General features: G+C 56.9%; 18 protein-coding genes. 6 read left to right on the top strand and 12 right to left on the bottom strand.

All coding sequences use genetic code 11. From position 1 onward, the window contains the following. The coding region (locus MR935_RS07310) for a LysR family transcriptional regulator substrate-binding protein (RefSeq protein ID WP_290572348.1) at positions 1-366 on the top strand (366 nt) is incomplete at its 5' end. A 78-nt stretch (positions 367-444) separates the two neighbouring features. On the opposite strand, the gene MR935_RS07305 is transcribed toward MR935_RS07310, so the two are convergent. The 4 genes from MR935_RS07305 to MR935_RS07290 form a co-directional block, all read right to left on the bottom strand. After that, positions 445-1,923, bottom strand: a complete 1,479-nt coding sequence (locus MR935_RS07305) for a glucosyltransferase domain-containing protein (protein ID WP_290572346.1) — start codon at positions 1,921-1,923, stop codon at positions 445-447. A gap of 261 nt (positions 1,924-2,184) precedes the next feature. Beyond that, positions 2,185-2,724 carry a recombinase family protein gene (locus MR935_RS07300; RefSeq protein ID WP_290572344.1) on the bottom strand — a complete coding sequence of 180 codons (540 nt, stop codon included), beginning with the start codon at positions 2,722-2,724 and terminating at the stop codon, positions 2,185-2,187. Positions 2,725-3,271: 547 nt separating this feature from the next. Next, on the bottom strand, positions 3,272-3,733 hold the full coding sequence (locus MR935_RS07295) for a pyridoxamine 5'-phosphate oxidase family protein (RefSeq protein WP_290572342.1): 462 nt from the start codon (positions 3,731-3,733) through the stop codon (positions 3,272-3,274). A gap of 4 nt (positions 3,734-3,737) precedes the next feature. Further along, positions 3,738-4,256, bottom strand: coding sequence for an ECF transporter S component (locus MR935_RS07290; RefSeq protein ID WP_290572349.1), 519 nt, complete (start codon positions 4,254-4,256; stop codon positions 3,738-3,740). On the opposite strand from MR935_RS07290, the gene MR935_RS07285 reads away from it, so the two are divergent. Then, the gene (locus MR935_RS07285; protein ID WP_290572340.1) at positions 4,244-4,576 is read left to right on the top strand and encodes a winged helix-turn-helix transcriptional regulator; all 333 of its coding nucleotides are present in this window, start codon (positions 4,244-4,246) and stop codon (positions 4,574-4,576) included. The two genes, MR935_RS07290 and MR935_RS07285, sit on opposite strands and share 13 nt — an antisense overlap. 232 nt (positions 4,577-4,808) lie before the next feature. Here the strand turns inward: MR935_RS07285 and rlmD are convergent, their stop codons facing one another. From rlmD to MR935_RS07270, 3 genes are read right to left on the bottom strand one after another with little or no spacing between them, the layout of a single operon-like run. Beyond that, positions 4,809-6,182 carry a 23S rRNA (uracil(1939)-C(5))-methyltransferase RlmD gene (gene rlmD / locus MR935_RS07280; protein ID WP_290572338.1) on the bottom strand — a complete coding sequence of 458 codons (1,374 nt, stop codon included), beginning with the start codon at positions 6,180-6,182 and terminating at the stop codon, positions 4,809-4,811. A gap of 7 nt (positions 6,183-6,189) precedes the next feature. Continuing rightward, the gene (locus tag MR935_RS07275) at positions 6,190-7,221 is read right to left on the bottom strand and encodes a hypothetical protein (protein WP_290572336.1); all 1,032 of its coding nucleotides are present in this window, start codon (positions 7,219-7,221) and stop codon (positions 6,190-6,192) included. Positions 7,222-7,241: 20 nt separating this feature from the next. Beyond that, complete coding sequence (locus MR935_RS07270; RefSeq protein WP_290572334.1) at positions 7,242-8,081, bottom strand: AraC family transcriptional regulator; 840 nt, start codon at positions 8,079-8,081, stop codon at positions 7,242-7,244. Positions 8,082-8,297: 216 nt separating this feature from the next. Here MR935_RS07270 and MR935_RS07265 point away from each other — a divergent pair, with 216 nt between their 5' ends. Genes MR935_RS07265 through MR935_RS07250 form a run of 4 tightly spaced genes read left to right on the top strand, consistent with a single transcriptional unit; the run spans position 8,298 to position 13,119 of the window. Next, positions 8,298-9,596, top strand: a complete 1,299-nt coding sequence (locus tag MR935_RS07265; protein WP_290572332.1) for a galactokinase — start codon at positions 8,298-8,300, stop codon at positions 9,594-9,596. Positions 9,597-9,607: 11 nt separating this feature from the next. After that, positions 9,608-11,095, top strand: coding sequence for a UDP-glucose--hexose-1-phosphate uridylyltransferase (gene galT / locus MR935_RS07260; RefSeq protein WP_290572330.1), 1,488 nt, complete (start codon positions 9,608-9,610; stop codon positions 11,093-11,095). Positions 11,096-11,109: 14 nt separating this feature from the next. After that, entirely contained in the window at positions 11,110-12,099 is a 990-nt protein-coding gene (galE, locus tag MR935_RS07255; RefSeq protein WP_290572328.1) for a UDP-glucose 4-epimerase GalE, read from the top strand. Between the two features lie 3 nt (positions 12,100-12,102). Continuing rightward, positions 12,103-13,119, top strand: a complete 1,017-nt coding sequence (locus MR935_RS07250) for an aldose epimerase family protein (RefSeq protein WP_290572326.1) — start codon at positions 12,103-12,105, stop codon at positions 13,117-13,119. Positions 13,120-13,196: 77 nt separating this feature from the next. On the opposite strand, the gene MR935_RS07245 is transcribed toward MR935_RS07250, so the two are convergent. The 5 genes from MR935_RS07245 to MR935_RS07225 all read right to left on the bottom strand — a co-directional run bounded on the left by MR935_RS07245 (position 13,197) and on the right by MR935_RS07225 (position 19,809). Continuing rightward, entirely contained in the window at positions 13,197-14,228 is a 1,032-nt protein-coding gene (locus MR935_RS07245) for a galactose ABC transporter substrate-binding protein (protein WP_290572324.1), read from the bottom strand. Positions 14,229-14,239: 11 nt separating this feature from the next. Beyond that, on the bottom strand, positions 14,240-15,187 hold the full coding sequence (locus MR935_RS07240) for a substrate-binding domain-containing protein (protein ID WP_290572322.1): 948 nt from the start codon (positions 15,185-15,187) through the stop codon (positions 14,240-14,242). After that, positions 15,184-17,022, bottom strand: coding sequence for a sensor histidine kinase (locus tag MR935_RS07235; protein ID WP_290572319.1), 1,839 nt, complete (start codon positions 17,020-17,022; stop codon positions 15,184-15,186). Before MR935_RS07235 ends, MR935_RS07240 begins: the two co-directional genes overlap by 4 nt. A gap of 23 nt (positions 17,023-17,045) precedes the next feature. Further along, the gene (locus MR935_RS07230; RefSeq protein ID WP_290572318.1) at positions 17,046-18,629 is read right to left on the bottom strand and encodes a response regulator; all 1,584 of its coding nucleotides are present in this window, start codon (positions 18,627-18,629) and stop codon (positions 17,046-17,048) included. 106 nt (positions 18,630-18,735) lie between these two features. Then, positions 18,736-19,809: a galactose/methyl galactoside ABC transporter permease MglC gene (locus MR935_RS07225; protein ID WP_290572317.1), complete on the bottom strand. Its 1,074-nt coding sequence runs from the start codon at positions 19,807-19,809 to the stop codon at positions 18,736-18,738. Between the last annotated feature and the right edge of the window lie 144 nt (positions 19,810-19,953).

Raw genomic sequence — 19,953 nt, 5'->3', positions numbered from 1 at the left:
GGCTTGCCGCTGCCCCATCAAGGCGCACTTTGCGTCAGCGAGCTTTTGGACAAGCCGTTTTTCCTCACGGAAAAAAATGCCAACTACCGCCGCCGGTTTGACCGCTTTTTAGCAGCGCACGATATCGAGCTTTCCCCAAGCTTAGAAATCAGCGATACTTCGTTTATCATTAAAATGCTGGAAAGCAACCAGGGGGTATCGCTGCTGCCAAAATTCGCAGTGGAGGAAGGCATCCGGGAAGGCAAGCTGCAAAGGCTGGAGGTTTCGGATTTCCGCGTGACAATGTACCGGCAGGTACTGTATCATAAGGACAAGTGGTGTACGCCGGAAATGAAAGCCTTTTTAAAGCTGGCAGAGCAGGCATAAAAACATACCGCACCATTTCCCGGCCAGAGCGGCTGAAAAATGGTGCGGTATGTTTTTATATAGAGCAGAAGAAAGGAATCAATAAATACATAAATGCAATGTATCGCCATCAAAAATAAACTGGTTTTGCGATAATTGATCCCAGTCCTTTGAAGCAAAGTATTCGATATACGAATCAGAGGGAACGGCTTTTTCGTAACTGGTTCCAAGATAATAATTGATGGAAAGCAGATCGCTCCATTCCATGGTGAGTGCGCTTACAATGAGATCGCCCTGAGCATATAGGTCAGGATAGGAATATGTCGGGGTGTGATCTTTGTAAAATGCAATACGCTTGATGGTTTCGCCGGTAACCTCTTGATGATCTTGTATAGCCTGACCGATATAATGACACCGGTATGCATCAAGGGCGTTCAGTTTGTATTTGTCTATATAAATTTTGTTAAAAGAAAAATATTGGCAAACAAGTAAAATCACGATGGCCAACAGGGAAAGGCGCTGTGCAAGTCTTGCTTTTTGACATTGTGCAGGGATGCTTGGAAAGCTGAGAAAGAGCTGCACGGCAAATGCACCGGCAACACTTGCAATGGGATAAGTAGTTCTTGTAGACCACCAGCCCGAGCCCTGCAATATAGTTGCGGTAGAAAACACCAGGGCTGCAAAGGAAATCACGAATGCATTTAAAATATACAAAAATTTATTTTTATGCGAAAAGGCTGATATAACCACAGCCGCAAAGAGAAACGCGGTGAGCGTTAAAAACAAAAATCGCGGCAAAATATCAAAGGTTGAAATCGCATATTCGATTGCTCCGCGAATAACGGTTTCAATATTGGAAACCAAATCGTTGGAATAAGAAATACGAGAGCTTTTGAAGATAAATTTAAAAGCCAGCAAATCAACGGACACAGAAAATACATAGGATAAGCCAATACAAAAAAGGTTTTGTATATACGCTTTCAAATTTTTTGAATGATTAAGGGCAAAAGGAATGCTCAATATGACAAATAATGCAATTGTTCCGGGATAGGTAAGAATAACCAGAATCAGAAAAGCCTGCAGGGCAATCAAATAAGGAAACCGTTTGGAAGCAAAAAAGCTCTCTGCGCAATACACGGCAGCAATGTTTAGCAGAACAGCAAGCATGAAGCCGCATTTTTCAATAAACATAAAATATTCAATGATGAATATATTGGCAATGGCCACGAACGAAAGCAAAATCCTTGTGTTTTCTCCAAGCTGATATTTTGCAAGAATGCGTTGATACAGCCAAACAGCTGCGGCTAAAAATACCAATGCAAGCGCACTGGAAATGGTATAAAAGGATTCGTTGGACAAACCGCTTAAAGAATGCAGCAAGTAGATGAAACCAATGATAGGGCGACCGTTACGCGTTGTCATATCGATGGCTGATGATAAAAAGCCGCCCGAAAAGGTAGCATAGGTGTCGGTAGCAAAAGCAAAATAAACATTAGCTCCAAAATAAAGCAAGATCAGAATGCCAATTTTGAAAAAGACACTTCTTTCCGAACGAAATTTTTCTATAAAACGATTCATAAAATATTCCCTTCTGTTTTTATGCTCAAATAGAATGATTTGATTGATTAAGCATTTATTTTAGTAAAAAAACAAAAGTGCAAAAGATTTATTTATAGCTCTTTTTCAAAATGTGTACTTTATTGTAATTTTACTTATAAAATCAATCATATTATAATATTTATCACAAAATGATAGAAAATTCAATAGAAAAGTATATTCTATGCAATTTTTCCTGTTTACAATAAAGTACACATTTTTGTAAAAAAAGAACGGGGCGGCTTATCCGTTATCGTAAATTTTGGCTCTATATCGAAATGTAGCAAGCGGCATGCCGCATTTTTTTGCGGCTTGTGTGCCGGTTATTTTTCCGCTTTTCCAAAGCTGATAAGCAGTGTGAAAGTCTTCCGGCAAAGGAGTTGGCGGACGGCCAAAGCGTACACCGCGGGCTTTGGCCGCAGCAATACCTTCAGCTTGCCGTCTGCGGATGTCCGCGCGCTCATTTTCTGCCACAAAAGAAAGCACCTGCAAAACAATGTCGCTTAAAAAAGTTCCCATTAAATCCTTGCCCCGGCGGGTGTCCAGCAAAGACATATCCAGCGCCACAATGTCAATGCCTTTATCCTTAGTCAAAATACGCCACTGGTCTAAAATTTCGGTGTAATTGCGGCCCAAGCGGTCAATGCTCTTGATATACATAATATCGTTTCTTTTGATTTTGCGCATCAGGGCCTTATATTGCGGCCGATCAAAATCTTTGCCGGAACGCTTGTCTATAAAAACATTTGAAACAGAAAAGCAGACTGCTTCGGAAAATGACATACCTACAAAAAACGAAGCATAAGAGAAGGAAACGCTGCTTTTGATCAGATGTTGGCATGGCAAATATCAGATTTTTATTGGGACAGGATAAAATTCAAAATAAAAGTAAAAACCTCTGTGTTACGATTAGAGTGGTTTGATGACCGCATCACTAAAAGCAACAGAGAGGTTTTTGAAATATCAAAATAAAGTGAGGCACCCGGTGTATGCAAGCTGCCGATGCGAATACCACATCGTATTCGCTCCGAGATATAGAAAAACCGTGATCTACAGGGAAAGCAGAACAAAAGTGAAATTTCATGAAAACTTTGTAAAAAGCAGGGGAGTATACCCGCATTATATTCATTCCATCATTGCATATGAGTGTAGCATGATTGGCAGGCACACTCAAGAGCAAAAATGGGCTGATACAATTTGATCCATGTGCTAAACGAGGTTGGTAGGCAGCGGATTTCTTTTGTTTGGACTTTTTTTGGGCATAGCACAACACCCCATTTGTCAGACAAGTATGACAAATGGGGTGTTGTGCAAGGATTGCGGCAGTTTTTTACCGGATGGCGATCTGGTTTATTATAGATCCAATATCCCAGTCGATACAAATCGACTGCTTTTTGATCTCCTGCGGGCAAACGGCCTGCCTTTGGTTGATACAGGCGTAGATCGCATTTGGGCTCTTGGCTGTCATCTGCCAGAAGGGGTACTTGATGATGACGGGGGTATAGGTGTTTTTCTCGAAGATCTCGTCCAGCTTTTCGTTGCTGATGTTTTTGATCTTGCCCCGCAGGGAGATCGAGATTTTGTCCTTGGTGGCAGACAGAGCGATGTACCCCTGCTCCATGAGCTGGGCATAGAATGCCTTGCCCTTGGCGGTGAGAAAATACACGCCCTGCTCGTCATAGAGCATCATGTCGATGACACGGGTCTGGGGATGCCCGTCTGCACCGATGGTGGCAATGGTGGTGGAGCGGATTTTTTCCACCAGTAATTCCAAATAATCTTGTTTCGTCATACCATCAACGCCCTTTCAGAATCGGCGTGAGCCGTTTATAGGTCAGCATGGTAAAGCCGCCAATGATAACCCCTTTCAGAATGTTGAAGGGCAAGGCATTGAACAGCACAATGTCCAGCTTTGTGTGGATGAAGGGCAGAAAGGCGCCGAAGGAGGCGATAAGCTGATCCAGCGGCATAAAGGTTTCAAACAGCGGCAGCAGGATGAAGTAGTTCGCCAATGCTGCGGCAGCACCCATCACAAAGCTGGCAGCGACACAGGCAAGCAGCGCCGTTTTCTTGGTCTTGCGGTGTTTATAAATAACCCCGGCAGCGACTACATAGGAAGCGCCCATCAGAAAGTTGGCGATCTCTCCGACACCTCCCGTGGAGGTGGTCAGAAGCTGCAAGGTATTTTTGACAAGTTCAATAAGCAGACCGGAGAGCGGTCCGAAAGCAAATGCACCGATGAGTGCCGGAAAGTCCGACAGGTCCATCCTTGCTTGGAAAAAATTTTTATGGAGGGATCGAAATGATCGAAGCAAAAGCAAAGAATGAACTTCCTGCCTGTCCCGTGGAAACCACGCTGACCCTTATCGGGGATAAGTGGAAGGTGCTGATCCTGCGGGACTTGATGCCGGGAACAAAACGGTTTGGGGAGCTGAAAAAGTCCGTTGGCAATGTGTCCCAAAAGGTCTTGACTGCCCAGCTCCGGGCGATGGAGGAGAGCGGACTTGTGAAACGCAAGGTCTACGCTGAAGTCCCTCCCCGGGTGGAGTATTCGCTGACGGAACTCGGTAAAAGCCTGAAACCCATTCTGGACTCCGTGTGGGCATGGGGCGAAGCATATAAAGCCAAACACTAAAAACGCCGAAGCAGCACTGTAAAGGTACTGCTTCGGCGTTTTCTTATGTTGAAGTCAAATTATTTCAAAATGCGTTATCGCTTCCGCGATGGCGTATCTTTCTTAGGTTAAAACGGGGAAATGTCATCCGCAGACTTTTACGGACTGCATTTTTCCATGGGATGCCGGAAATGAAAACAGGCGGCCTTGGCTTTCGCGGCACCATCCGGTTTGCCCAGACCAAAGCCAACGGTTATACCGTTTCGGGACGGGACTTGGACAACAAAACCACGCATTCACAATGCTTTGTGCGTGCAAACATATCCACGGCCTGCACTTTTTGGGCGGTGTAGCCATGGTCGACCAAATAGCGCACATCGCGCGCGGCGGTGGCGGGGTTACAGCTCACCATCACCAAAGTGGGCGGGGCCATTTTTAAAACGGCATCCAGTGTGGTCTGGTCACAGCCTTTGCGGGGAGGGTCCAGCACAATGCAGTTGGGGGCAAGGCCCTCTTCGGCCAGCTGCGCGGCAGCCTGACCGGCATCGGCACAGAAAAAGCGTGCATTCTGCACCCCCATGGCGGCTGCATTGCGGCGGGCGCTTTCCACCGCCTCAGAGATGATCTCCACGCCGATCAGCTGGCTGCAATCGGCTGCCATGCTCAGGCCAATGGTGCCCATGCCGCAGTAAAGATCCAGCAGCAGGTCGCCGGGCTTCAGCGCGGCGAATTCACGGGCTACGCCATACAGCTGTTCAGCCCCCGGCGTGTTGACCTGATAAAAACTCAAAGGGCCAAGCTCTACAGGCACGCCGCACAGGGTGTCACGCAAAAACTCCCGCCCGGCCAGCAGAATGCTTTCGGGGCCGGTGATCACATTGGTGCGCTTGGTGTTGACATTCAGCAAAATGCCCACGATGGAAGAAAACTCTTTCTGCAGGGCTTCGCAGATCTCACGGCTGTGGGGCAGGCTGCGGCCATTGGCCACCAAACACACCAAAATCTCGCCGCTGTGATAGCCCTGACGCAAAAATATGTGCCGGATAAGCCCCTTGCCGGTCTGTTCGTTGTATACGCTCACATGATACTGCTCCAACAGGCGGCACACGCTTTGCGCGATCCGGTTCAGCACATCGGGCTGCAAAAGGCAGTCGCTGCAGGGGATCACATTGTGTGTGCGGCCTGCGTAAAAGCCGGTGACAATGTGCCCATCAGGCGAAAGGGCCACAGGATACTGTACTTTATTGCGGTAACGCTGGGGCAGGGGACTGGGCAAAATGGGCAGCATGGGAATTTCCAGCCCGCCAATGCGCGAAAAAGCATCGGCCACAAAGCTTTGCTTGGCGGCAAGTTCGGCCTCATAGCTCAAATGCCGAAAGCAGCATCCGCCGCAGGGGCGATACACCGGGCAGTCCGGCTGCACACGGCCGGGGCCGGGGGCTTCTAACTTGTCCACAATGCCAAAAGCATAGTGCTTGCAGTCTTTCACAATGCGTGCCTGCAGCACATCGCCGGGGGCCGTGGCGGGCACAAACACTGCCTCGCCCTCATAATGCCCCACGCCGCTGCCGTCGCTGCTCAGCGATTCAATGGTCAGTGGGATGATCTCGTTTTTATGCAAAGCCATAAACTGTTTACTCCAAAAGCTGGTATCCAAAAATAAAATGCTTGTTTTCATCGGGCTGCACCGTGCAGTCCTGTGCCACAAAACGATAGTTCAGGGCGTTGTGCGTAAACTGCGACAGAATGCTTGTGGCGATTTCGCGGTCATAATAGGCAATATAATCTGCCGTGCCGGCATCGCGCAGCGCCTGTGCGCTTTCGCGGCTTTCGGCCAGTGCGGCAATGCGTGTTGTGCCCAGCCAGCCCATCTGCCGGGCTTGCTCGTGCGCCAGCTCAGCGGCGCGGCTGCCTGCGCAGAAAATCACCTCGGGCTGCGAGGTGTCTGAAATATCTCCGGCAGAATCGTCTTCCAAAGCATCGGCAGGCTGTGCATCCTGCTGCCATACTTCGTTTAAGCTGTAATGCAGATCGGCCATCACATCGGTGAAATTGTGGTGCAGATCGGTGTAAACGCCATAGTGCTCACACTCGGCCAAAAATTCACGCCCCACTATACCGGCGCTGGGATAGTCACCGGGCAAAAGGCCAATGCAGTCCAGCAGTTTGTCATCATCAACATCCTGCAGGCTGCCCTCACGAAAAGCCATGGCGGCCTGCTTGCCCAAAAGCTGCCCGCCGTGTGCGGCGTCATTGTCCAGCGCCCAGGCCTTGTCATAGCTGTCCAGCAGCTTTTGCTGCGGCGAAGCCCCTACAAACAAAAGGGTGGTGCTGTGCGCAGCAGCCTGCGTGAACACATCGGGGTCTGTAAACGGCACATCGCTGCCGATCACAATCACCTCGGCCCCCTGCTCGATCAGCTGCAGCGCCGCATCGGCGGCGGAAGTGCCTGCATCGCTCACGCGCACCTCGCAGTCAAGCTCGGCCAGGGATTCCGCAAAGGCATCGGTATCCAGATAAGAAATAGGCTCGGCAGGGCCCACCACGCCCACCAAAGCAGGGGAGCCATGGTCGCCGGTGGCCAGCCGCACGGAAAGCACACAGGCGTAAATGCAGGCGGCCAATGCGGCCAGCCGCAGAAAAACAGGAAACAGGTTCTTTTTCATCATCATTTGCTCCCGGCAGGTCAGTTGTTTTTCTCGCTTTGTGCCAGATAGCGGCTTGGCGGCACGCCCTTCAGCTTTTTAAACACGCGCGAGAAATAGAACTGGTCAAAAAATCCCACCGAAACAGCGATCTCGGCAATGGAAAGGCTGCTGCTGCGCAGCAGGTTGCACGCCTCGCCAATGCGGTAGTTGGTAAGGTAATCAATGGGGCTTTGGCCAACATTGTTGATAAACACACGGTACAAGTGGCTGCGGCTCACACCCACGCTGCGGGCAATATCATCAATGCTGATATCACGCGAATAGTTGAACTGAATATACTTGATCGCGCTCAGCACATATTGCGAGCTGCTGCTGGGGTTGTAGGGCTCCAGTGCCTGTGCTTCTTTCATCAGCTCGGACATGAACAGGTACAACTTGCCCACCATGGCAGCTTCCTGATGGGGCTCGGGGCCATGCACGCTGTAAATATCGTGCAAGGCGCTTTGCAAAAGCTCAGGATTCTGGCAGTGGAACACAGGCTTGGCATCCGAAAAGGGCGTTTGCTGTACCAGCCGGTTTGCGCACGCGCCGTTAAAGCCCACCCAGTAATACTTCCAGGGGGCTTCGGCATCGGCAGTATAGGTCACCAGATGGCTGGGCTTTACCAAAAACAAATCGCCCGCCTGCAGCTGGAAGGTGCCGCTTTCGGTTTTGTAGGTGCCTTTTCCGGCTACGACCAGATGGATCAGATAATGATCGCGGATGCCGGGGCCCCAGGTATGGCAGGGGTCACACTGCTCGTGGCCGCAGTTGAAAATGGAAAGTTCGATATTATCGGTATAGCTTTGTTTAAAGGATTGCTTTGTATCGTTTGTCATATTGCAGGGACTCCTTTCTGCCGCAGAATATACCTACAAAATCCGCTATTTTAACCATTATACCAGCTGATTCAACAAAAGTCCATATTTCAACACAAAAAATAGTTTACTTATCTTTTTCGTTTGGTATAATATTCATAAAATGAGGAATTGCGTGTAGAAAATTTTGTACGGCATGGCAACAGCCCCACACAAGCATTTAAGGAGGATTTTATCATGGCAACTGCGAAACAGCTGATAACCCGAATCGAGGCCGGAGAATTCGATGGTGTCTTTGGCCGCCTTTACGCCCACGATGCTGCGGTGATCGAAACTCAGCGCAAGCGCTATATCCAAACCATTCAGGAGTTTGAAGAATGCTTCGGCGAAGGCCGTGACCTGCGCATTTATTCGGCTCCCGGCCGCACTGAACTGGGCGGCAACCATACCGACCATAACAACGGCGTGGTGATGGCTGCGGGCGTGAATCTGGATATTATTGCCGTGGTGAGCAAAAATGATAACAATGTGATCAACTTTAAAAGCAAGGGCTTTGGCCGCATTGACGGCATCGACCTGAACCGCTTGGAGCCTGTTGAAAGCGAAGCCTCGCATTCGGCAGCGCTGATCCGCGGTGTGGCGGCAGGCGTTGCGAAAGTAGGCGGCAAGGTGGGCGGCTTTGATGCATTCTCCACCAGCGATGTGCTGCGCGGCAGCGGCCTTTCCAGCTCGGCTGCGTTTGAGGTGGTCGTGGGTGCCATTCTGCGCGGCGAGTACAACAACGGCGATGAAACCCTGCTCAGCCAGGTGGAGCTTGCCAAGATTGGCCAGTATGCCGAAAATGTGTTCTTCGGCAAGCCGTGCGGATTGATGGATCAGACCGCCTCGGCGGTCGGCGGCGTGGTGGCGATCGACTTTGCCGATACCGACCGCCCGATGGTCGAGGGGATCGGACTTGACCTGCGCGCCGAGGGGTACGCGCTGTGCATTCTGGACTCCGGCGCGGATCATGCCGACCTGACCGCCGAGTATGCGGCGATCACCGGTGAGCTGAAGGCCGTGAGCGGTTATTTCGGCAAGTCCTATCTGCGGGACGTACCCGAGCAGGAATTTCTGGCGGCGCTGCCCGCGGTGCGTAAGGCTGCGGGCGACCGGGGCGTGCTGCGCGCGTTCCATTTCTATGCCGAGAACCAGCGTGCCGCCGACGAGGCCGACGCGCTGCGTACAGGCAATTTCGAGCGCTTTTTGGCGCTGGTGCGCGCGTCCGGACGCTCGTCGGCGCTGTATCTGCAAAACGTCATCCCCACCGGCCAGACCGTCCGGCAGGAGCTGATGGTGACCATCGCCCTGTGTGAGCGGCTGCTGGCAGGCCGGGGCGCGGTGCGCGTGCACGGCGGCGGCTTTGGCGGCACGGCGCAGGCCTTTGTGCCGCTGGACGCGCTCGCGTACTTCAAAGCAGAGACCGAGGCCGTGCTGGGCGCAGGCAGCTGCCATGTGGCGGCCATCCGCCCGGTGGGCGGTGTGCGGCTGGGATAAGGAGGCGCAGAATGATCTATCAAGCTGTTGCCGCGCTGACGGACTATGCCGTCCGCACTGGCCTTGTGGACGAGGTCGAGCGCGTTTGGACGATCAACACCCTGCTTGGTGAGCTGGGGCTGGACAGCTGGGAGCCGCCGGAGACGGTGGCCGACCGGCCGCTCGAGGAGATTTTGCACGATATTTTGGACTGGGCGGTGCAGCAAGGCCGCGTGGCCGATGATATCACCAGCCGCGATCTGTTTGACACCCGGCTGATGGGTCGGCTGACGCCCCGCCCCACGCGGGTCATCCGCCAGTTCCGGGCGCGGTACGCGCTCTCGCCGCAGAGCGCGACCGATTGGTATTACCGCTTCTGTCAGGATACCGACTACATCCGCAGCTACCGCATTGCGCGGGATGTCAAGTGGGTCAGCCCCACACCTTACGGTGAGCTGGATATCACCATCAACCTCTCCAAGCCTGAAAAAGACCCCCGCGCGATTGCTGCCGCCAAGGCGGCGCCGCAGAGCGGCTACCCCAAATGTCTGCTCTGCCGGGAGAATGAGGGCTACGCCGGACGGATGAACCATCCCGCCCGGCAGAACCACCGAATCATCCCCCTCGTGATCGACGGCAAGGCGTGGTTCTTCCAGTACAGTCCCTATGTGTATTACAATGAGCACTGCATCGTCTTCAACGGGCAGCATGTGCCCATGCGGATCGACCGCGCCGCGTTCCGTAAGCTGCTCGACTTTGTCCGGCAGTTCCCGCATTACTTTGTCGGCTCGAACGCCGATCTGCCCATTGTCGGCGGTTCTATTTTGAGCCACGACCATTTTCAGGGCGGGCGGTACACCTTTGCCATGGAAAAGGCGCCGGTTGAGCAGGTGGTCTCGTTCGCGGGCTTTGACGATGTCGAAGCGGGCATCGTCAAGTGGCCGATGTCGGTCATCCGCCTGCGCGCGGCCGATGACAGTCGTCTGGTCGAGCTGGCGGACAGGATATTGACTGCGTGGCGCGGCTATACCGACGAGACGGCCTTCATCTTCGCCGAAACCGACGGCGAGCCGCACAATACCATCACGCCCATCGCTCGGATGCGGGAGGGCAAATTCGAGCTCGATCTGGTGCTGCGCAACAACATCACCACGGCGGAGTATCCGCTCGGTGTGTTCCATCCTCATCAGGAGCTGCACCATATCAAAAAGGAGAACATCGGCCTGATTGAAGTGATGGGGCTGGCGGTGCTGCCCGCACGGCTCAAGGGTGAGCTGACCGCTCTGGCCGACGCGCTGGTGCAAGGCGGGGATATCCGGGGCGACGCGGCGCTTGAAAAGCACGCCGATTGGGCGGAGGGACTGCAAAAGCAGTATACCTTCACCCGCGAGAACGCGATGGACATCCTGCAAAAAGAGGTGGGCAAGGTCTTTGCCACCGTGCTTGAGCACGCCGGTGTTTATAAGCGCACCGACGAGGGCAGAGCGGCCTTCCTGCGGTTTATTGACGCGGTGCGATAAAGGAGGAAACGGATATGAAGACCATTCTCGTGGCCGGCGGCGCCGGCTACATTGGCAGCCATATGGTGGCGCTGCTGGCCGAAAAGGGCTATGACGTGGTGGTAGTAGACAACCTGCGTACCGGCCACTGGCAGGCGGTCAAAAACATGGGCAAGCTGTATGTGGGCGATCTGCGGGACGCTGCCTTTCTCGATCAGGTGTTCCATGAGCAGAAGATCGACGGCGTGATCAACTTTGCCGCGTACTCGCTGGTGGGTGAGAGCGTTACCGACCCGCTGAAGTATTACGGAAACAACGTAGCCGGTTCGCAGTCCATGCTGACCGCGATGCGGGCGCACGGCGTGGACAAGATCGTGTTCTCCTCGACCGCCGCCACCTACGGTGAGCCGGAAAAACAGCCGATCGAGGAGGGAGACCGCACCGATCCGACCAATCCCTACGGCGCGACCAAGCTGGCCATTGAGGGGATGCTCAAATGGTGCGACCGCGCCTATGGCATCCGCTATGCTGCGCTGCGGTATTTTAACGCCGCCGGCTCGAACCCGGACGCGGGCATCGGCGAGGATCACGACCCGGAGAGCCACCTGATTCCACTGGTGATGAAGACCGCGCTCGGCCAGCGCAGCCATATCGGCATTTTTGGCGACGATTACCCCACGGCGGACGGCACCTGCGTGCGGGATTACATCCATGTGCGCGATCTGGCAGAGGCGCACCTGCTGGCGCTCGAGCATTTGGAGAAAACCGGCGAGAGCGGCGTGTTCAATCTGGGCAGCGGGGACGGGTACTCGGTCAAGCAGATCATCGACACCGCCCGCCGCATCACCGGCAAGGAGATACCCGCGCGGATCGAGCCGCGCCGAGCGGGTGACCCCTCGGTGCTGATCGCCTCAAACAAAAAGGCGGCGGCCGTGCTGAGCTGGAAGCCCACCCGGGGCTTGGAGCAGATCATCGCCGACGCTTGGAGCTGGCACAGCAGCCATCCGAACGGTTATGAGGGCTGAGCTATGCATAGGAAAACGGCTTTTGGAACGGTAAACGGCACGGAGGTGCCGCTGATTGAGCTGCAAGACGGCCTCTGCGCCGTCACGCTAATCCCACTTGGCGCGGCGGTGCATAGCTTGCGTGTACCCGACCGGACGGGTGCGCTGGTGGATGTCTGTCTGGGCTACGACACGCCGGATGAGTACCGGCGGCACGACGCCTGCTTTGGCGGCACGGTCGGCCGGTGCGCCAACCGCATCGGCGGCGCGCGCTTTGCCATCGGCGGCAAGACGTACCGCGTCACCGCCAACGAGGGGGAAAACTGCCTGCACGGCGGCGCAGAGGGGTTTGACAAAAAGCTGTGGCGCTATGTCTGCGCGGACAGCAGCGTCACCTTTACGCTCGACTCGCCCGACGGAGAGGAGGGCTTCCCCGGCGCGCTCCATACCGAGGTGACCTACACCTTGGCCGATGGCGCGCTGTGCATCGACTACCGCGCGGTCAGCGATAAGGATACCGTGGTCAACCTGACCAACCACACCTATTTCAACCTGTCCGGGCATGACAGCGGCCGGGTAGATGACCAAGTGCTGACGGTGCGGGCGGCGCGCTACACGCCCGCGGGCGCGGGTAATATCCCGACCGGCGCGCTCGCGCCCGTGGACGGTACGCCGCTCGACCTGCGGGCGGGCGCTGTGCTGGGCGAGCGGCTGCATCTGCCCGCGCTGGCCGGGAGCAGAGGCTTTGACCATAATTATGTGCTGGATGACGGTGCTGAGCCGGTGGCCACGCTGTACAGTCCCCGCACCGGTATCGCCATGGATGTGACGACCACATTGGAGGGGATGCAGGTATACACCGCTGGATTTCTCATCGAGCGGCAGGGAAAGGGCGGCGTGGTTTACGCCGCCGGTCACGCCGTCTGCCTGGAGACGCAGCATTTCCCGGACGCGGTCAACCAGCCGTCGTTCCCCTCGCCCGTGCTGCGGGTAGGGGAGACCTTTCGCGCGCAGACGGTTTACCGTTTCTCCGTGCGGTAAAACGGCCGACAGAAGTGAAAAGAAAGCCGCCCCGCATCGTGCCGTGTGCACGGTGCGGGGCGGCTGCTTTATGCCGGTTACGGTTGCTGAAATGCCGCGAGGTTGTCCCGGGTGACGGTCGTGTATTCCAGCCATACATATTTTCTGTCCGTCAGCTCGACGGTTTCGGCGGGGTCTTGCCCTTGGGTCAGCGCCGAGATCAGCCCCAGCATGCCCGCCGCCTGCCCTGCGGCATCGTTGCGCACGGTGCCTTGCAGTGTGCCGTCGGCCAGCGCCTCGAGCGCCGGCGGTGTGGCATCCACCCCGACGATAAAGGGCAGCGCCTCGGGCGACATACCCGCCGCCATGCAGGCGTCGATCGCGCCGAGCGCCATATCGTCGTTGTTGGCGAACACAGCCTCGATGCCGTCCCCAAACTCTTGCAGCCATTGGCGCATACGGATGTTGGCCTTGCCCCGCTGCCAGTTGACAGCATCGCTGGCCAGCTTTTCGGTGGCCACGCCCGCCTGTGTCAGCGTGCGGATGGCGTATTCGGTGCGCAGCAGCGCGTCCTGATGGCCGGGTTCGCCCTCGAGCATGACATATTGCAGCACACCGTCGCCGTTGCGGTCGATGTCGCTGCTTTCGGCCTGCCATGCGTCCAGCACGATGCCGCCCTGCAGCCTGCCGGCCTGCTTGCCGGGCGAGCCGACATAATAGGCGTGCTGCCAGCGGCGCAGATCCTCGACCACTGGCTCACGGTTGAAGAAGATGACCGGCACATTGGCGGCCTGCGCCTTGTCGATAATGACGGCGGCCGCCGTCCGGTCAACCAGATTGACGCAGATTACGTCGCAGCCCAGGTCTAAAAAGCGGTCGACCTGCTCGTTCTGGACGGACTGACTGCCCCGCCCGTCGGCAATGCGCAGGTTGATCTTGATGTGCCGCGCCTGCTCCTCCTCCAAAGCGAGCTGCTGCAAATGCTGCACCACGGTGGAGATGAACGTATCATCCTGCTGGTACAGCGCCACGCCTACCCGGATGGTCGGTGTGGTCTTGGCGGCGCTGCCGCAGGCGGCAACGCCTGCCAGTAGCGCAAGCGAAACCAACAGGCAAAAGAATCGCTTCATAGATCCTCCTTTCAAGTGACCGGGAAAAGCAGCTTCTGGTTGTCCGCGTTATACATATTTTCCTGTCGGATGATAGCGAAATCCAATGCGGGCATGGCGGAGACCGGCTCGCGCCGGGCAGCGGCCGCAGCGGCCTCGACCGCCAGATATCCGGCGGTAAAGGCGTTTTCGGCGGCGATAGCGGTGATGCGGCCGCGCTCGACCCCGGCGGCGATCGCCGCGCTCGAGCCTGCGCCGTACAGCAGCGGAAAGCGTGGGTTGGTGCGCGCCAGTTCGGCGGCGGCCTCCAAGGCCGTCGCCTCAAAGGCGACCACCGCGCCGATATCGCCCGTTTGCAGGGCAACCGCAAGCTCATCGCCCTCTGGCGTCCACGGGCACAGCCGCACTTGTCGTCCCGCCGCGCGCAGCGCTGCGGAGGCGGCGTCCAGCCGCTCCCGGATGCCGTTGTTCCCGGGTACGCTGTCCAGCAGCAGCACCGTGCCGCCCGGGCTGACGCCGTTTATCGCGGCTCTGGCCAGCGCCTTGCCCAGCGCGGCATTGTCCACGCTGACGCAGGACTTGGCGCCCTGTTCGGTCATATCGGTCTCAAGCGTAACTACAGCGGCCTTGGCGGCGGCGTCGCCGACCGCGTCAGCCAACGCCTGCCGGTCTGCCGGAAAGAGCAAAATGGCCGAGGCTGCGCTTTCGACCTCCCGTGCGAGCAGCTGCGCCTGTTCGTCGGCGCTGTTGGCGGTGGACGGAGCAAGAAAGCGCAGCTCGACATTCAGGTCGACTGCCGCCTGCTCCATGCCCTTGCGCAGCGTGGACGCGGCGGTGCTGTCGCCCTCCCGCAGGATGACCGACATTTCCAGCAGCGCAGTCTGCTGCCGGGACGCGCCGGGGGCAAAGGCCAGCAGCCAGAAAAAGGCGCTCAGTCCCAGCAAGGGGAGCACCAGATGGAGCAGCAGCTTGCGTTTCATTCGGTTTCCTCCTTCCGGTAGGTGCGAACGGCCTGTTCGTCGAGCGCGGGCAGGTGGATACGCACGGTCGTGCCGGCATCCGGCTCGCTGAGGATAGTCAGCCCATAAGGCTCACCAAAGGTCAGCCGGATGCGCTGGCTGACGTTGCGAAAGCCAATGCCCGAGCCCTTGCCGCCGGAGGACGCGACAGGGCCGCCGGGGGTCAAAAGCTGCTCGACAAGCTCCTCGGGCATACCGGGGCCGTTGTCAGTCACCTCGATGATGGCGTCGTCCCCCTCCCGGAAGGCGCGGATGCTGATTTCGCCGTCCCCGTCGGCGTAGTCCATACCGTGGTAGATGGCGTTTTCCAGCAGCGGCTGGACGATCAGCTTGATCGTATAAAGAGCTTCCACGCCCGGCTCGACCTCGATCGTGGCTGAAAACTTGTTGCGATAGCGCATTTTCTGGATGGTCAGGTAGTGTCTGGCGTGCTCCAGCTCGTCAGCGATGGAGATGAAGCTGCTGCCCCGGCTCAGCGAGATGCGGAAGAAGCGGGCGAGCGCGGTGAGCATTTGGACAGCCTCTTCGGTGCGTCCGTTTTCGGTCATCCACACCACGCTGTCCAGCGTGTTGTACAGAAAATGCGGGTTGATCTGCGACTGGAGCACGTCCAGCTCGCTGCGGCGCTTTTGCTCTTCCTGCTGGATGATATCCTCCATCAGATGCCGCATGGTGGAGACCATCGACTGGATCGAGTGGCTCAGGTGTTCGACCTCATACGGCCCGCCCGCGTCGAAATCGACCGTTTCCCGCCCTGCTTCCAGCTCCTTTACCGCCCGGTCGAGCTTTTTCATCGGGGCAGTGATCCATTCGGACAGACGCAGGTTGACGAACACCAGCAAAAAGACCGAAAAGCCCACTACAAACAGAAAAAACAGCAAAAGCTGCCCGTAATTGCCCCAGAAGTTCTGCTCAGGCACCACACCGACCAGCTTCCAGCCGGTATAGCCCACGGTCTTGACCGTGACCTGCCGCCGCTGGCCGCCGAAGGTCTCGGTGTGGCTGCCGTCGTGATAGCCGGCAGCGGCCAGATTGTTTTCGGCCTGCAAGCCCGCGTAGATCAGCTGCTGGCGGGGATGGTAGATCAGTTCGCCGGCGCTGTCGATCAGGTAGAGGTAGCCCTTGCTGTTGGCCAGCATCACATCCTTGCATAGCTGCTCGATGCCGCTGAAGTTCATATCGACCAGCAGTACGCCGCTTTCGATGACGCCGTCCCGGGTCAGCTCGACCTGCCGGCTGAGCGACACCACCCAGCGGTAGCGGTAATCGGGGTCTTCAAAGAGATTTTGCACATGGGGCGTGGAAAAATGCAGGTTTTCGATGCGCTCCATAGCGGTGGTGAACCATTCCTCCTGCGAGGGGGTGACGCTGATCTTCAAATCGGCCAGCGGGGCGGCGGCAAGCAGGCCGCCGTCCTGCGAAAACACCGCGAGTGAGACGATCGAGTCCCCGTCGGTCTCATACAGCAGTTCGAGCGCGGCGGGCAGGCTGTCGGCCGCACTGCTGTCGGCCAGATCAAGGTCTTTGATGACTTGATAATATGCGGTGTTGGACACCCGCATCAGGTTGCGCAGATAGTTGTCCAGATTGAGGTTGACCTGTGCCAGCACCCGCTGGCTGTTTTCCGCCGCCAGCGCGTTGGTCGAGGCGGAAAAGCGCAGAAACAGCGCCAGCCCCATGCACACCATGCCAATCACAGCCGCCGCCGTGAAGGACAGCGACAGGATGAGCTGGATGCTGGAGCGGCGGTACAGCTCCCGCCAGCGGCGGCGCAGGCGAATAGACGGTCTTTCCATGGGCGGCCTCCTCTCGCGGCGCGTCATGCGCCGCCCGCGCGGTACTTGGTCGGTGTTACGCCAAAGTGCTTTTTGAACACATAGCTGAAATAATTGGGGTCGTCATAGCCGCAGTGGCGGGCGATGAGATATGTCTTTTCCTCGGTGTCCCGCAGGGCGGCGGTGGCGGCCTCCATGCGCACGATAGTGACATAGGCGGTAAAGCTCATGCCGGTCTCCCGCTTGAAGAGGGTGGAAAAATAGGCGGGGCTGAGATGCAGATAGCCGCAGAGCGTTTCGACCGACAGGTCGCTCTCGCTATAGTGCTGCTGGATAAAGTCCTTGGCCAGCTCGACCGTGCGCCCGGCCGAGTCGGTCTGCCGGCGGCGGATGAGGGCCTGAATGCGCAGGCAGCGCTCAATGCACCAGTCGCCCAGCGCCTCGAGCGAGGGAAAGTCCGTGGCCTGTACCGAGCCGGTGAAGCCCGCGCCAAAAACCTCCTCAAGACCGAGGCTTGCCCGGCGGGTCAGTTTGAGCAGACAGGTCAGCAGCTCCAAAAAGAACAGGTTGGACTGCCCGGCCGCCGGGTTGGCCGCGCGCAGCTTGTCCATCAGCGCGGCGACCGCGGCGCGCACCTCGTCCTCGCCGCCCAGCTTGACCGCGGCAGTCAGCGCCCGCTCATCGGCTTCGTCAAAGGAGAGGGAAGCGCCGCTGTCCGGTTCCAAGTCACCGATGTAGATGGCCTGTCCCCGTCCCACCAGCGCGCGGTACTCGATCGCACCTCGGGCGCTCGCGGCCGATTGCGACAGCCCGGACAGGCTGTCGCACGGGATGCCCACGCCCATGGTCAGCGTCAGCCCCAGATAAGAATCGGCAAGTGAACACACCCGGTCAAGCGCGCGGAGCAGGTCATATACGGAAAAGCCCGCGCCGAGCTTGGCGATCAGCGCGACCGACTCGTTGAACAGAAAGACCTTGCACCGCGCGGCGGGCAGGTTTTCCTCGAGCAGCTGCTGGATGGACAGGGATACCATCGCGTCCTTACCGCGCTCCGCACCGACATGGGTCAGCGCGGCCACCCAAGCGTTGCCCGAGAGGTCGATATCCAGCCGCTGCGCCTGCGCAAGCTCCTGCCCGGGCGTGACGCGCCCCTCAAGCAGATGCGTGTAGAACAGCTCGCGCAGCAGCGGCAGGCTTTCCTCATAGCGGCGGCGCAGGGTTTCGACATCCTGCCGTGCGGTGCGCTCCCGCTCCAGCTCGGCCCGCAGCTTTTGCAGCACAGCGGACAGCTCGGCCACGCCCATAGGCTTGAGTATGTATTCCGAAACGTTCATCTGGATGGCCTGCTTGGCGTATTCAAAATCGTCAAACCCGGAGAAGACGACAAATTTGGTCGCGGGCAGCCGCGCGGTCAGTATCCGGCACAGTGTCAGCCCATCCATAAAGGGCATTTTGATGTCGGTCAGCACCACGTCCGGCCGCAGACTTTCGGCCAGCTCGAGCGCGTCCTGCCCGTTATCGGCCTCGCCCACCAGCGCAAAGCCCAGACCGCCCCAGTCCATCTTTTGGCTGATGCCCATGCGTATCTCAGCCTCGTCATCCACCAGCAGCACCTTGTAAAGCTCCATAGCGGTGATCCCCCTTTTCTCTTTCTTTGCTTAGTATAGCATATTGCGACAAAAAAACAAAGGGGGCGCGCTGACGCGCGCTCCCCTCGGTGAAGCCTTAGCAGGTTTACTTTTTGACCAGATACTTTCTCATATCCAGCGCGCAGGCGAACAGGATGATGCCGCCCTTGATGAGGTATTGCAGATCCTGCGGCACGCCTACCATCGTCAGGCCGACGAAGATCAGGCGCAGCATGAGCACGCCGATGACGATGCCGCGGATTTTACCGATGCCGCCGACGAATGATACGCCGCCGATGACGCAGGCCGCGATCGCGTCCAGCTCGTAGTTCAAGCCGGTGTTGGCGGTGTTCGAGCCGATGCGGGCGCCCTCGATAAAGCCGGTGAAGCCGTACATTGCGCCGGCCAGCGCGAAAACAGCGATCGTGGTCGCAAACACGTTGACGCCCGAAACGCGGGCGGCCTCTTCATTCGAGCCGAGCGCAAACATATTTTTGCCGAAGGTGGTCTTATTCCACACAAACCAAATGATAGCGGTCAGCAAAACGGCAAACAGCACATAGTTGGGGATGGGCGTACCGCCGATGCTGAACAGGCTGCCCTTGACGAAGTCGGTGTAGGACGCGTCCAGATTGGAGATGGCCATGCCCTTGTTGTTGCCCTGCTGTACATACAGCAGCAGAAAGGTGTACAGGATGAGCTGGGTGCCCAGCGTGACGATAAAGGGGTGCAGCTTGAACTTTGCGACAAAGAAGCCGTTGAAGCTGCCGATGGCGGCGCCGATCAGCATCGCCAGAATGATGACGACAGGGATCGGCAGCGTGCCGATATCCGGCCACATCTTGTTCGCCACATTGGCCGCGTTTTGCAGCAGAGAGGCGGAGATACAGGCGGTCAGACCGACGGCGCGGCCGGCGGAAAGGTCGGTGCCGGTCAACACGATACAGCCGCCGATGCCGAGCGCCGCCGGGAGGTAGGCCGCGGTCTGCGACAGGATGTTAATGAGGGAGGCGGGCTTGACGAAGTTGCTGTTCTGCGTGGCGATGTAGATAACGGCAATAATCATGATGATGATAAGCGCGTTATTCAAAATCACATCGCACACCCGCTTGGCCGTCCAAGGCTGGCGGTCCTGCTGTTCCTCGCCCTTCTTTTTCAGCGCTTTGGATTCATTACTCATGGTGTTCTCCTTGTATTATAGAGTAGTAGTTATTAGAGCCCCTCTCCAAGGGCTGTGCTACACTGTAAGGGATGCTGTGGACTGGTTGCGTTCTCCTACCGCATGACGGTTCAAGAAAGGCTCCAACCACAGCCCTTTATCAGT

Source organism: Agathobaculum sp. (assembly GCF_022775115.1).
Lineage (GTDB): Bacteria > Bacillota > Clostridia > Oscillospirales > Butyricicoccaceae > Agathobaculum.
This window is presented reverse-complemented; position numbering and strand designations above follow the sequence as displayed.